Annotated in this window: 13 protein-coding genes; 3 read left to right on the top strand and 10 right to left on the bottom strand. The window is 71.3% G+C overall.

Annotated features, from left to right (window positions below; translation table 11 throughout):
- The 7 genes from BUB20358_RS26730 to BUB20358_RS26700 form a co-directional block, all read right to left on the bottom strand.
- A partial coding sequence (locus BUB20358_RS26730) for a glycosyltransferase family 9 protein (protein ID WP_367646485.1) occupies positions 1-609 on the bottom strand: 609 nt, incomplete at its 3' end.
- Positions 606-1,217: a D-glycero-alpha-D-manno-heptose-1,7-bisphosphate 7-phosphatase gene (locus BUB20358_RS26725; RefSeq protein WP_035975956.1), complete on the bottom strand. Its 612-nt coding sequence runs from the start codon at positions 1,215-1,217 to the stop codon at positions 606-608. The genes BUB20358_RS26730 and BUB20358_RS26725, both read right to left, overlap by 4 nt.
- Complete coding sequence (locus BUB20358_RS26720; RefSeq protein ID WP_035975957.1) at positions 1,208-1,957, bottom strand: SDR family oxidoreductase; 750 nt, start codon at positions 1,955-1,957, stop codon at positions 1,208-1,210. The genes BUB20358_RS26725 and BUB20358_RS26720 overlap by 10 nt, the downstream gene beginning before the upstream one ends.
- A gap of 177 nt (positions 1,958-2,134) precedes the next feature.
- Positions 2,135-2,659 (bottom strand): hypothetical protein, encoded by a 525-nt coding sequence (locus BUB20358_RS26715; protein ID WP_035975958.1) that lies wholly within the window; start codon positions 2,657-2,659, stop codon positions 2,135-2,137.
- On the bottom strand, positions 2,604-5,348 hold the full coding sequence (locus BUB20358_RS26710) for an ABC transporter transmembrane domain-containing protein (protein WP_035976249.1): 2,745 nt from the start codon (positions 5,346-5,348) through the stop codon (positions 2,604-2,606). Before BUB20358_RS26710 ends, BUB20358_RS26715 begins: the two co-directional genes overlap by 56 nt.
- A 47-nt stretch (positions 5,349-5,395) precedes the next feature.
- A complete protein-coding gene (locus tag BUB20358_RS26705) occupies positions 5,396-6,265 on the bottom strand; it encodes a BON domain-containing protein (protein WP_035975961.1) in 870 nt (289 codons plus the stop codon).
- Between the two features lie 328 nt (positions 6,266-6,593).
- Positions 6,594-6,947 carry a hypothetical protein gene (locus BUB20358_RS26700; protein ID WP_035976252.1) on the bottom strand — a complete coding sequence of 118 codons (354 nt, stop codon included), beginning with the start codon at positions 6,945-6,947 and terminating at the stop codon, positions 6,594-6,596.
- A gap of 298 nt (positions 6,948-7,245) precedes the next feature.
- Between BUB20358_RS26700 and BUB20358_RS26695 the strand changes: the two genes are divergently transcribed.
- On the top strand, positions 7,246-8,826 hold the full coding sequence (locus BUB20358_RS26695; RefSeq protein WP_035975965.1) for a hybrid sensor histidine kinase/response regulator: 1,581 nt from the start codon (positions 7,246-7,248) through the stop codon (positions 8,824-8,826).
- A 4-nt stretch (positions 8,827-8,830) separates the two neighbouring features.
- On the opposite strand, the gene BUB20358_RS26690 is transcribed toward BUB20358_RS26695, so the two are convergent.
- Together BUB20358_RS26690 and BUB20358_RS26685 are read right to left on the bottom strand one after the other, a co-directional pair.
- Positions 8,831-9,154 carry a four-helix bundle copper-binding protein gene (locus tag BUB20358_RS26690; RefSeq protein ID WP_035975968.1) on the bottom strand — a complete coding sequence of 108 codons (324 nt, stop codon included), beginning with the start codon at positions 9,152-9,154 and terminating at the stop codon, positions 8,831-8,833.
- 28 nt (positions 9,155-9,182) lie between these two features.
- Positions 9,183-10,388: a zinc-dependent alcohol dehydrogenase gene (locus BUB20358_RS26685; protein WP_006767475.1), complete on the bottom strand. Its 1,206-nt coding sequence runs from the start codon at positions 10,386-10,388 to the stop codon at positions 9,183-9,185.
- A gap of 288 nt (positions 10,389-10,676) precedes the next feature.
- On the opposite strand from BUB20358_RS26685, the gene BUB20358_RS26680 reads away from it, so the two are divergent.
- Complete coding sequence (locus tag BUB20358_RS26680) at positions 10,677-10,904, top strand: DUF6566 family protein (protein WP_006767476.1); 228 nt, start codon at positions 10,677-10,679, stop codon at positions 10,902-10,904.
- Positions 10,905-11,020: 116 nt separating this feature from the next.
- On the opposite strand, the gene BUB20358_RS26675 is transcribed toward BUB20358_RS26680, so the two are convergent.
- Complete coding sequence (locus BUB20358_RS26675) at positions 11,021-12,556, bottom strand: FAD-dependent oxidoreductase (RefSeq protein ID WP_035975970.1); 1,536 nt, start codon at positions 12,554-12,556, stop codon at positions 11,021-11,023.
- Positions 12,557-12,858: 302 nt separating this feature from the next.
- Here BUB20358_RS26675 and BUB20358_RS28095 point away from each other — a divergent pair.
- A partial coding sequence (locus BUB20358_RS28095; protein ID WP_217456739.1) for a hypothetical protein occupies positions 12,859-13,177 on the top strand: 319 nt, incomplete at its 3' end.

The raw sequence follows: 13,177 nt of genomic DNA, 5'->3' as shown, positions 1-13,177 counted from the left end.
GGGGCCGGCGCCCGGCCGCCGCGGGCCGCTGAAGCGTCGCAGCGCGGCCTGCAGCCGCGCATGCACCGCGCGGCGCGCCGCGTCGCCGGGCTCGAACGCCATCCGCCAGTCCGACGTCTTCGCGCCGACCGTGCGCACCAGCGCGAGCTGGCGCGCGACCTCGTGACGGATCTGCGTGTCGGGCTCGGTCTCCGGCACGCGGTCGGTCAGCAGCTGATACGGGTTCTCGCGGCAATGCGCGAGCCGCAGCGGAATGCCGGCGAGCCAGCACATCATCGCCGCCGGCAGCGGGCACTGGCTGTACACGGTGAAGATCACCGCCGCATCGAAGCGGCCCGCGAGCAGCCGGTCGATCATGTCGAGATCGACGACCGGGTCGCCGCGCACGTCCGGATGCTTGACCCACGGCGCGTCGTACGTCCACACGTCGTCGACCATCGGCAGATGCTTCGCGAGCGCGGCGCCGGTGCGCGACGTCAGCAGCGTGATGCTGCGGCCGTCGCCGCTCTCCTTCAGCGCGCGCATCGCCGGCGTCGTCATCAGCACGTCGCCGAGGCTGTCGAGCCGCACGCACAGGATGCGCCGCGCACGATCCCAGGCGGCGCTCATTGCCGCACCCACGCGTCGTGCCGGCGCACGGTTTCGCGCATGACGATGTCGGCCGCGAGATCGAGACGGTCGACGACGTGATGCGGCGTGCGCGCCGCATCGATTCGCCATTCGGTCTCGTTGCCGCAGTCGACGAGGATCGTGTTGCAGCGCGCGGCGCGGCCCGCTTCGACGTCGTCGAGAATGTCGCCGATCATCCAGCTCCATTCGGCAGCCGCGCCGAGCGCGGCCAGCGCGCGGCGCAGCATCCCGGGCCGCGGCTTGCGGCACACGCAGTCGCACGTGTAGCGCGGCACGCTGCCCTCGGGGTGATGCGGGCAGTAAAAAAAATCCGCCAGCGCCGCACCGTTCTGTTCGAACAGTTCGGCCAGACGCTGGCGGACCGCGCCAAGCTCATGTTCGGCGAAGCGGCCGAGCGCGACGCCCGCCTGATTCGATACGACCGCGATCGGCATGCCGGTCGCGCCGAGCGTGCGCAGCGCACGCTCGGCGCCCGGCGCCAGGCGCATCCGTGCCGGATCGACGTTGTACGGCACGTTCTCGAGCAGCGTGCCGTCCTTGTCGAGCAGCACCGCGCCGCGCGGCTCCGGTGGTCGCTTCAGGGCCATGACGTCTCCTTCATCGGCAGCACCATCACCTCCGGCACGACGGTGCCCGGCGGCTGCGTGAGCACGAAGCGCACGGCCGCGGCGACGTTCTCGGGCGGCTGCAGCGTGTCCTCGTCGATGTCCGGGAAGCGGTCGAGCAGGAACGGCGTGCGCATCCCGCCGGCGACGATCGCCGACACGCACACGCCGGCCGGGCGCAGTTCCGCATGCAGCGCATGCGACAGGCCGAGCAGCCCCCACTTCGTCGCGTGATACGCGGATGCGTTCGGCCACGCGCGCTTCGATGCGGTCGACGCGATGTTGACGATATGTCCGCCGCCGCGCGCCTTCATCATCGGCACGGCCGCATGGCACATCAGGTACGGGCCGAACAGGTTCGTCATCATCACCTGCTGCCATGCGTCGACGCTCACGTCGTCGATCGGCGCGGTCACGTCGATCGCCGCGTTGTTGACGATCACGTCGAGATCGCCGAGCGCTTCGCGCGCGTCGTGCACGACCTGCAGCACCGACGTCTCGTTGCGCACGTCGAGCGGCCGGCCGACCGCCTTGCCGCCGTGCCGCTCGAGACGCTGCGCGACGGTGGCCGCGCGGTCGCCGTCGAGATCCGCGACGACGACGTGCGCGCCGTGACGCGCGAGTTCCTCGCAGATGGCTTCGCCGAGGCCGCGGCCTCCGCCGGTGACAAGCGCGGTCCGGCCGGCGAGCGGCAGTTGGGCTGGATCGTGGGTCCCGTTCACATGCACCTCCTGTAAGAGCGTCTGAATGTCCTGACGACAACACTTGTCGTGACAAGCGTCCTACATCGGGTACAGCGAAAAGCGTGCCCGTCCGCCGCTGGCCGCACCGTGTCGCGCGTCGCCGCGCGATCGGTAGCTTTTTTATAAGCTGCTGTAAAAACGTGCCCGGCGGCGGCGTCAGATCGCGAGCGCGTCCGGCGTCGACTGCGCGCGGTGCTTCGCGAGCGCGCGCAGGCAGTGCGCGATACAGCCGGCAAATGCCTCGTCGAACCACGGCTGCGCGCCCGACACGCCGACGACGATGCCGTTCAGCGCGACCGCGCCCCACAGGTTCGTGTCGCCCGCCCGCAGCCGATACGGCTCGAGCGCCTGCACGACGTGGCCGTCGCGGCCCGTTTCCCACGACAGCCGCGCCTTCGCGCGCGCATACGCGCGATAGTCGGCGTCCCAGTCCTTCGGATCCGGCAGCGAGAACTCGTACAGGATCGCGTCCTCGAACGCGGCGTCGCGCGGGCCGAGCGCCGGATCCATGATCACGATGTGCAGGCAGCCGCTGTCGCCGACGAAGTCGCTCTGCAGCGCGGCCGACAACGTCGGCAGCAGCAGTTCGACGGCCGCGATCGCCGCCTGGCGGTCGGCGAACGCGCTACCGCCGCGACGCTCGGTCAGTGCTTCGGGTGTCGGGTTCAGAAGGTTCGGCATGGGTCTCTCCGGAGGAAAACGCGAGCGCACGCAGCGCCGCGATCAGGTCTGCCGCGGCTGCGGGCTTGGTCAGATATGCATGGAAACCGGCTTCGACCGCGCGTGTGCGGTCGCGGTCGCGCGCATGGCCGGACAGCGCGAGCGCCTCGAGCGGCGCGCGGCCTTCGCGGTCGCGCGCGGCATCGAGCTGGCGCACGCGCTGCATCACCGTGTAGCCGTCGTCCTCGTCGTCGCCGAGATCGATGTCGCACACGAGCAGCGCCGGCCAGTCCGCGCGGCGCGTGCGCCACAGATCGTCGAGCAGCGCGCTGCCCGACGCGAACGCCGTCACGTCGGCGCCGGCCACCTTCAGCAACGCGGTCAGCGCCTCGCGCGCCTCGTCGTGATCGTCGACGCATGCGATCCGCAGACCGTCGAGCGGCTTCGCGCCGCCGTCCGACGCGGCGGCCGCCGCGTCGAGCGACGCCGGCGCGACCGCGTACATCGGCAACGACAGGTGCAGCGTCACGCCCGCATCGTCGCGTTCGCGCACGACGTAGCCGCCCGCTTCCTCGATCGCGGCCTGCAGGCTTTCCAGATCGACCAGCGACAGCTCGGGCGCGTCGACGCCCGCCAGCACGATCGTGATCCGCGCGTCCGGGTCGTGCCGCGCGGTGTGCACTTCGATCTGCCCGCCGCCGCTCACGTCGATCCCGCCGCGGCACAGCTCCCACACGAAGCGGCGCAGCGCGGCCGGATCGGCCTTCACGACGAGATCCTCGTCGGACAGATGGCGGAACACCGGCACGCCGCGCTGCGCGGCCGCGTCCGCAAGACTGTCGAGCACGTGCGCGACCAGCGGGTTGATCCGCACCGGCTGCCGCGCGAACTTCGCCTCCGTGCGTTCGAGTTCGCGCTGCTTCGCCTGCAACGCCCACATCTGCGCATACACGCCGTTGTTCTCGAGCAGTTCGTCGTGCGTGCCCTGTTCGACGAGCCGGCCGTGCTCCATCACGAGAATGCGGTCGGCATCGACGATCGTCGACAGGCGGTGCGCGATGATCAGGCTCGTCCGCTGTTCGGCGACGCGCATCAGCTCCTGCTGGATCGCGCGCTCCGAGCGCGTGTCGAGCGCGGACGTCGCCTCGTCGAACACGACGATCGGCGGCGCCTTCAGCAGCGCGCGCGCGATCGCGACGCGCTGCCGCTCGCCGCCCGACAGCCGCACGCCGCGCTCGCCGACCCGCGTGTCGTACGCGTCGGGCAGCCGCTCGATGAACGCGTCGAGCTGCGCGCTGCGCGCGGCCGCGATCACTTCGCCGCGCGTCGCGTCGCGCTTGCCGTACGCGATGTTGTACGCGATCGTGTCGTTGAACAGGATCGTGTCCTGCGGGACGATGCCGAGCGCGTCGCGCAGGCTGCGCTCGGTCACGAGGCGCAGGTCCTGCCCGTCGATCCGGATCGTGCCCGCATCGGGCTGATAAAGCCGGAACAGCAGCCGCGCGAGCGTCGATTTCCCCGAGCCGCTGCCGCCGACGACCGCGACCGACTGCCCGGGCTCCACGCGAAACGACACGTCCCACAGGATCTGCCGGCTCGGCTCGTAACCGAAGTCGACGTGCTCGAACTCGATCGCGCCGCCGCGCACGACGAGCGGCTGCGCGCCGGGCGCATCGCCGTCCTCGCCCGGCTTGCCGCGCGCATCGAGCAGCGCGAACAGCCGCTCGATGTTCGTCATCGCGTCGTTCGCCTCGCGGAACACGAAGCCGAGCGCGTTCAGCGGCAGGCTGATCTGAATGATGTACGCGTTGATCAGCACGAGGTCGCCGACCGTCATCGCGCCGGTGGCCACGCGCTCGCCGGCGAGCAGCATCACCGCCGCGATGCCCGCGCCGATGCATGCGCTCTGCCCGATGTGCAGCGTCGACAGCGCGTACTGGTTGTCGACGCCGGCCTCGCGCCACGCGTCGAGCACGCGGCCGAGCCGGTCGCGCTCGACGTCCTCGCGCGCGAAATACTTGACCGTATCGACGTTCAGCAGGCTGTCGACCACGCGCGAATTCGATTCGGCCTCGAGCGCGTTCACGCGCCGCTGATAGCGCATGCGTCGCCGCGTAAACACGATCGTGTAAGCCGCATAGACGGCGAACGTCACGCAGATGATCGCGGTGAAGCCGCCGCCGTACTTGCTAATCACGATCACGAGCACCGAGCCGATCTCGAGCGCGGTCGGCACGACGGTAAACACCGCGACGCCGAGCAGGTAGCCGATGCCGGCCGTGCCCTTTTCGAGGTCGCGCACGACGCCGCCGGTCTCGCGCTGCGAATGGAACCGCGCGCCGAGCCGATGCAGGTGGCCGAACGTGCGCACGGTAAACGATGCGACCGTGTGCTGCGTGACCTGCACGAACGTCATGTCGCGCACTTCGTTCAGCGCGTTCGCCGCGAAGCGCACGACCGCATACGCGAACAGCAGCAGCACCGGCAGCGCGATCGGCTGGCCGGCCGCGCGGCCGAGATCGTCGACGATGTCCTTCAACAGCAGCGGCACCGACACGGCCGCCGCCTTCGCGAGCACCAGCAGCGCGATCGCGGCCAGCACGCGCGCACGGTAATGCCAGATCGAGCGCCACAGCTCGACCGCGATCCTGAGCCGCAGGCCGCGCTTGCCGCCCGCGTCGGTTCGCTTGTCGTCGGTGCCGGTCGTCATGCGCGCGATGCCCGCGGTCGCCGTCGGTCGGTGCCGTTCATCGGCGGTCAATGGCGCGATTCGCGCTCGCCGCCCGGCGTGCCGGGCTCCGGATCGCGCACGGCCGGCTGCGTCGGCGTGACGGTGCGCTGCGCGGGATGCAGGACCGTGCCCGTGTCGTGGTCGCCGTCGCGACGCACGCGCACGCGGTTCTCGACGTCGCGCACGCACATGCAGTCGTCGGCGATGTCTTCGACCGCGTGCCGCATCCAGCGCTCGGGCACCGTGCCGTCCAGCTCGACGCGGCCGCCGCTCACCTGCACCGTCACGTCGCTGACGTCGATGTCGAGCGCGTGCGCGAGCCGCTCGCAGACGTCCTCGCGGATGCGTTCGTCCGAGCGCGTGTAGCCTTTCGGGCCCTGCCGGTGGCGCATCGCGTCGCGCCGGTCGTCGCGGCCGAACCGTGATAGATCGGGCGCGGCGCCGCCGTAGCGCGGGTCGCCGTAATCGCGTTCACCGCCCGACCAGCCCGTGCGCTGGCCGCCGCGATACTCGGGCCCGCCGCCATATCGGTGCTGTCCTTCGCGGCCTTGATCGCGTTCGCCCGCGTAGCCGGCGTGGCCTGCGTGGCCGTAGCCGCGCTCGTCCGCCCAGCTCCCCGGGCGCGGGCCGCCGGGGCCGCCATGCCAGTCCGGGCCGGGGCGGCGCTGCTCGGCCGCCGGTCGCGCCGAGCGTTCGGACCATTCGCTGCCCCAGTCTTCCGGTCCAACGTCCTCGCTCGCGAAGCGGCGGTACGCCGATTCGTAGCCTTCCTCGGGCCACAGCGGCGCGTCGTCAGGGAAGCCGCGCTCGCCGCCCCGGTACGCGCGTTCGTTGCGTTCCTGCCAGTCGGGCGGGCCGCTCCGTTCGACCTGCCGTCCGGGATATCGTCGTTGCATCGTGTCTCTCCTTGGTCGCACCGGTCGTCGCGCGCAGCCCCATGCCGCGCCGCGACGCGCGCCCCGGCTGCGGGACGCAAGTCGCGTGCCGACCGGCCGGGCACGCGCCCCGTGCCTGCCTTCGCCCGGCTTGTCGGGCCGCCGGCCGCTTGCGCGCCGCAACCGCTCGTGCTCGCCGTTCCATGCAACACGCCTGCGGAACGCCGCCCACGACGGCGCTAACGTTTGCCAGGCGCGCTGCGGCGCCGGTTGCCGCTTCGGGCGGCCCTATCTGCAATCGCGTTGCAGTTTTTTCGTACGTGCGTTTGCCGCCGGTATGCGGCGCGCGTCACGCGCCGCCGGATGCCGGTTCGTCGGGCTCGTCGGTCCGGCCGGGCTCGCTGAGCCGCTCGGTGCGGTCCGGCTCGATGTCGGCGCTGTCCTCGAGCGTCGAGTCGCCGTCCGCCGATGCGCGCTCGCCGGTGCCCGCGCGATCGGTGTCGCTGTCGAGCGACGCGTCGCCGCGCTCGAGCGCGTGTTCGTCGAGCGGCGAATCGACGTCGAACGGATGGCGGCGCGCGCCGACCGTATCGCTGCCGCTGTCGGACGAGTCGCTCGGCCCCAGCGCGCGGCCGTCCCGGCCGCGCTGCGCGTTGTCGTCGTCCGGGCCGGCCGGTTCGTTGTCGGGATTCAGTGTGCTCATGTCGATGTCCTCGTAAGGCGGCCGGCGCACGTGGGGCCGGACCGGCCGCACGCCGCCCGCCGCGGTGCGCGTGTCGGACCGCGAGGCAATCGGCATGCCAGCGCCGCGCCGGCCCGACGCTCGCTCGACCGTCAGGACCGGGCGCCCCCGCGTGGCACGGACCGTGCGCAGCCATTGATCAGGTGAATTGAGTTCCCGTATGCTCGCGGGGTTGCCAATCCGATCCACGTCGCTGCCCCGGGCGTTCCCGCGGCGGCCGAGCGGCGTTTGCCGCTCGCCTCTGACTGCCGTTCCGACGATGAAACACGACGCCCACTTTCCTGCTCCGATACCGCCGCTCGGCTCGTCCGACGCGCCGGACCTGCTCCACCGCTTCGCCGAATTCCGTTTCCAGACGGTGGTCGAATCGATCACCGACTACGCCGTCTTCATGCTCGACCCGCACGGCAACGTCGCGACGTGGAACGCCGGCGCCGAGCGCATCAAGGGCTATCGCACGACCGAAATCGTCGGCCGCCATTTCTCGCGCTTCTATCCGCCCGACGCGGTCGCGGCCGGCCGGCCCGCGTACGGACTCGCGCAGGCGGCCGCACATGGCCGCTTCGAGGACGAAGGCTGGCGCGTACGCCAGGACGGCTCGCTGTTCTGGGCGAGCGTCACGATCACCGCGGTGCGCGACCATTCGGGCGAGCTGCGCGGTTTCATCAAGATCACGCGCGACATGACCGAGCGCAAGCGGCTCGAGGAACTCGAAACGTCGACGCACCGGTTGAGCGTGTTCATCGCGATGCTCGCGCATGAACTGCGCAACCATCTGGCGCCGCTGCGTCATTCGGTCGGCGTGCTGCACAGCCTGCCCGATCCGGCCCCCGCGCTCGCGCAGTGCCGCGACGCGGTCGATCGTCAGGTCGGTCAGCTCACGCGGCTCGTCGACGACCTGCTCGACGTCGGCCGCATCACGGCCGGCAAGGTCGAGCTCGAGAACGCGCCGCTGACCGTGCGCGACCTCGTGTGCCGCGGCGTCGAGAGCGTGCAGCCGAAGCTCGCCGCGCGCGGGCAGCACATCAGCATCGATCTGCCGCCCGATCCGGTCGTGCTGCACGGCGACGAAGCGCGGCTCGTGCAGGTGCTGCACAACCTGCTCGACAACGCGTCGAAGTTCTCGCCGCGCGGCGGCAGAATCACCGTCGCCGCGCGCGTCGAAGGGCCGGCCATCGCGATCCGCGTCGCCGATCAGGGCATCGGCATCGCGCCCGACGCGCTCGAGACGATCTTCGACCTGTTCGAGCAGGGCGGCACCGGCGCGCATGCGGCAGGCGGCTTCGGGCTCGGCCTCGCGATCTGCCGTTCGTTCGTCGAGCTGCACGGCGGCGTGATCGCCGCCGAAAGCGCCGGCCCCGGCCACGGTGCGACGTTCACGGTGCGGCTGCCGATCTCGCGCGTACGGCCGGCCGAGGTTCCCGAGAAAGCGGCGCCCGCGCCGCAGTCGGCCGTCACGCCGCTGCGGATCGTCGTCGTCGACGACAACCACGATTCGGCCGACACGCTCGCGATCCTGCTGCAGGTGAAGGGACACGCGCCGCGCGCCGCGTACAGCGCGGACGAAGCGCTCGCGCTCGCGCGCGACTACGCGCCGCATCTGATGCTCGTCGATCTGTCGATGCCCGACGTCGACGGCTACACGCTGCTGCCGAAGCTGCGCTCGATCGACGCGCTGTCCGCGACCGTATGCGTCGCGCTGTCCGGCCATGCGAGCGCATCCGACCGCGAGCGCACGCTGCAGGCGGGCTTCGACGATCATCTCGTGAAACCCGTCGAGCTGGCCGTGCTCGACGCGCTGCTGCAGCGCGTCGCGCGCTCGCTTCAGGACCGGCCGTAACGGCTCACGACATCGCGCGGCACATCGCCGCGCACGCTTCGCACGCGAGCGCGCAGCGGCGGCAATGCTCGTGCGCGTGCCGCTTGCACTCGGCCGCACACATCTCGCACGCCTGCGCGCACAGCGCGCACACGCTCGGCGCGAGCACGCTGCGGCGTGCCATCGCGCCGGACGCGTAGCGGCACAGTTGCGCGCACTCGATGTCGAGCGCGATGCAGTTCGCAAGCGCGCTCGGGTCGGCTTCCGCGAGACAGCCGGCGGTACACGCGTCGCAAGCGTGCGCACACGCGTCGCACGCGGCCATGCAGTTGTCGTAGGGATCGCTCATCGCATCGCTCCTTGTCGGGTCTGCATCGTCACGGTTCGAGCTTCACTTTCATCCAGCCGGGCTCGCGCAGATCGAACGCGCGGTATGCGTCGATCGCGTTCATCAGCGGCTCGCGGCGCGTGAGCACCGACAGCGGATCGAACGCGCCGCTGCGCACGAGCTCGATCAGCTGCGGCGTGATCGTCCGGTGGTTGCAGTTGCCCATCTTGATCGTCAGGTTGCGGTTCATCGCCTCGCCGATCGGAAACACGCGCGCCTGCTGCGGATAGACGCCGATCACGGACACCGTACCGGCCTTCGCGACCGCGCGCACCGCCCATTGCAGCACCTGCGACGGACCGTCGCCCGGCACCCAGTTGCGGCCGTCCGGCCGGCGACGCGGCGCGACCGCGTCGACTTCCGCATCGAACGCGCGCGCGGCATCGGCGTCGGCAGCGGCCGGACCGTGCGTCGCGCGCATTGCGTCGACGCCCACCGCGTCGATCGCGCGATCGACGCCGATGCCGCCCGTCAGCCGCAGCACCGTATCGACCGGATCGTCTTCCGAGAAATCGACGGCTTCCGCGCCCTGCGCGCATGCCATCTCGAGCCGCGACGCGACGCGGTCGATCGCGATCACGCGCCCGGCGCCCATCAGCTTCGCACTCGCGATCGCGAACTGGCCGACCGGCCCCGCGCCGAATACCGCGACCGTGTCGCCCGGCTTCACTTCCGCGAGCTGCGCGCCGAAGTAGCCGGTCGGAAAGATGTCGGACATCAGGATCGCGCGATCGTCGTCGATTTCATCGGGCAGCCGGATCAGGCTGGCATGCGCAAGCGGCGTGCGCGCGTATTCCGCCTGCAGCCCGTCGAACGGGCCGGTCTGCGCCGGACCGCCAAAGAACGCGGTGCCCGCGCGCGGGCCGCCGGGGTTCGCGACGTCGCATTGCGCGGTGTAGCCCGCGCGGCAGTACGCGCAATGCCCGCACGCGATCGTCGACGGAATCAGCACGCGATCGCCGCGGCGCAGGTTGCGCACGTCGCGGCCGACCGCCTCGACGATGCCGACGCCTTCGTGGCCGAGTATCGTGCCCGGCTTCATCCCGCCGAGCGTGCCGCGCACCATGTGCAGATCGGTGCCGCAGATCGCGCTGGCCGTCAGACGCACGACCGCGTCGGTGGCTTCGGCGACTTCCGGATCGGGAACCGTATCGATGCGTATATCGCCGATTCCGTGAAATACGACTGCTTTCATGTCGGACCCTCCTTGTCGAAAGCGGGACGGTCAACGTGACCGTCCGGCGGGTCGAGCAAGGGATGCGCCCGCAATGCAACGGCGGCGGACATGCGGTGGCGATCGCGGCACGCGTGCGGCCCCGCACTGCCTCAATGCGGCGACGAACGGCGCCGGACGCGAATGCCGGTTGCCGCCTGCATCGATCGCGCCGGCCTGCTACGATCGCGACGACGCGTTCAGCGGCCCCCGCCGTTCGCGGGACGATGCCGCCGAACGGTTGCCCGAAATCGACGGAGGCCTTGTCCGATGCAAGCAACCGACTTCTTCATGGGTCACGAGATTCGCGTCGAAGCGACGCGCAACGCACAGGGCGCGTGGGTCGCGCACGTGCGGATCTTTCGCGATGGCGTGCCGGTCGACCTGCCTGTGCCGGAACTCGTCACGCCCGAATGGCTCACGTGCGACGAAGCGCTGCGCGGCGGTATCGATCAGGGCCGCGTGATCGTGCGCGCCGCATGCGCGCGCGACCGCTAGCGCCGCGCGATCCGCGTGCGCATCGTTAGGCCGGCCGTCGTGCGCGACGAAGCCGCGCAGCGCGTCGCCGTAACGTGTCGCCGGAAACCGCGTCGAACCGCGCCAGCCGCCACCCGTCACACGCGCGCGGCCACCTGCCGCTCGAGCGCCGCTTCCGCGTTCAACGCGTCGAGATCGCGGCCGATCGTGACTTCCGCGAGCCGCGTGTCGCCGTGCCAGTACGCGATCGACGCGTCGTGCGCGTGCAGATCGCCGTCGATCTCGACGCGATCCCAGTGCTCCGCATGTCCGACGTAGCGGATCGTCAGGTCGTACTGCTGGGTCCAGAAGAACGGCACCGCTTCGAACGGCTGCTGCTGGCCGAGCATGTTGCGCGCGGCCGCCATTCCCTGCCGTTGCGCGACCACCCAATGCTCGACGCGGATGCGCTCGCCGGTCAGCGGATCGGGCCAGCGCGCGATGTCGCCGGCCGCGTAGACGTGCGGCGCGCTCGTCTGCAGGAAACGGTCGACGCTCACGCCACGATCGATCGCGAGGCCCGCATGCTGCGCGAGCTCGACGTTCGGACGCACGCCGATCCCGACCACGACGACGTCGGCGGGCAGCGCGTCGCCGCTCGACAGCGTCACACGATCGGGCGCGATCCGCGCGAGCGTCGCGCCGAGATGGAACACGACGCCGTGCAGCTCGTGCAATGCGCGGATCGTGTCGCCGAGCGCATCGCCGAGCACGCGCGCCATCGGATGCGCATCGGGCGCGACGACGTGCACGTCGAGCCCGCGCGTGCGCAGCGCAGCCGCCGCTTCGAGCCCGATGAAGCTCGCGCCGACCACGACGACGCGCCGCGCGGCCGCGAGCTTGCCGATCAGCGCATCGCAGTCGGCGCGCGAGCGCAGCGTGAAGACGTGCGGCAGATCCGCGCCCGGCACGTCGAGCCGGTTCGGCTCGGCGCCGGTCGCCAGCAGCAGCGCGCCGTAGCCGATGCGGCTGCCGTCCGCGAGCTCGACCGCGCGCTGCGCGGGATCGATGCGCGCGACGCGCGTGCCGCAGCGCACGTCGATGCGCTGCTCCGCATAGAACGGCGGCGCGCGCAGCGGCAGCCAGTCGGGTTCCGCGGTGCCGGCGAGATAGTCCTTCGACAGGTTCGGCCGGTCGTACGGCGGATCGCGATCGGCGCTCAGCAGCGTGATCGCATGCGGATAGCCTTCGTGCCGCAGCGTGACGGCCGCCGCGATCGCGGCCGCGCCGCCGCCGACGATCACGACCGACTCGGGCAGATTCGCGGTGTCGAGCACGGGCGGCGACGCGGCCGGCCGTGCATCGAGCACGACCGCGCGGCCGTCGCGCCGCTCGACGCGCCAGGTTCGCACGCCGTCGAGCGCCGGCGCGCGGCGCAGCGCGCCGGTACGCAGGCAGAACGCCGCGTGGTGCCACGGGCAGCGCAGCGTGTCGCCGACCAGCACGCCCTGCGCGAGCGGCCCGCCGTAGTGCGGACATTTCGCGTCGACCGCAAACAGTTCGTCGGCGCGGCGCACGAGCAGCACCGCTTCGCCGCCGACATGACCTTCGATCATGGCGCCGTCCGCGAGATCGCCGAGCGCGACACCTTGCGCGAGATCGGGACCGGACGACGACGATGCGTTTTCAGACATGGCGTGACTCCCGGAAAGTCGGTTCACGTGGCCATTATCGGCGCCCTTCACGAAAAGCACAGGCGAGCAGGACGCCGCATCGCACGCAAACCCGCGGCGCGCGGGCGCGAAACGCACGGCCGGCGTGCGCGGCCGGCGCCGTTGCGTCGCAGCACGTCGAGCGATGCGGGCGAGCCGGCCGCGCGCGTCGCGCGTCGGTGGCCGGGCGGGTCGCTACGTGCGCGTGCACATCGGCTCGGGAATGAACGGCGTCGCGACGAACCTTAGACGATGAGCGATGTCGCCGCACCGACCGCGCATCCATGCTCGCGCGCCGCGACGTCCGCGCGCGTCGCTTCGCGAGCGTCGAGCGCGGCACGCGCCTTCGTCGCTCCGAAGCGATCCCGATCCGCCGCACGCGGCGTGCACGCTCCGGTACACAGCGCATCGCCCGCATCGAAGGAGCACAGTTGCGCGCCGTCGGCGCGGTTTCGACGCACACTCGACGCATTCGAATGACAGATCGGCGACACTGTTCCAAAGACCCGCCGAAGCTGCTAGATTGCAGGCTCGGCGCCGCCGAGCGGCACACCGCGGCAGCGCGCCGCGCGTCCGGCCGCACGCGCGCGCATGCGTCGCCCG

The sequence above is a fragment of the Burkholderia dolosa genome (assembly GCF_902499135.1).
Lineage (GTDB): Bacteria > Pseudomonadota > Gammaproteobacteria > Burkholderiales > Burkholderiaceae > Burkholderia > Burkholderia dolosa.
Note: the sequence above shows the minus strand (reverse complement) of the source record. Positions and strands in the feature narration are given on the sequence as shown.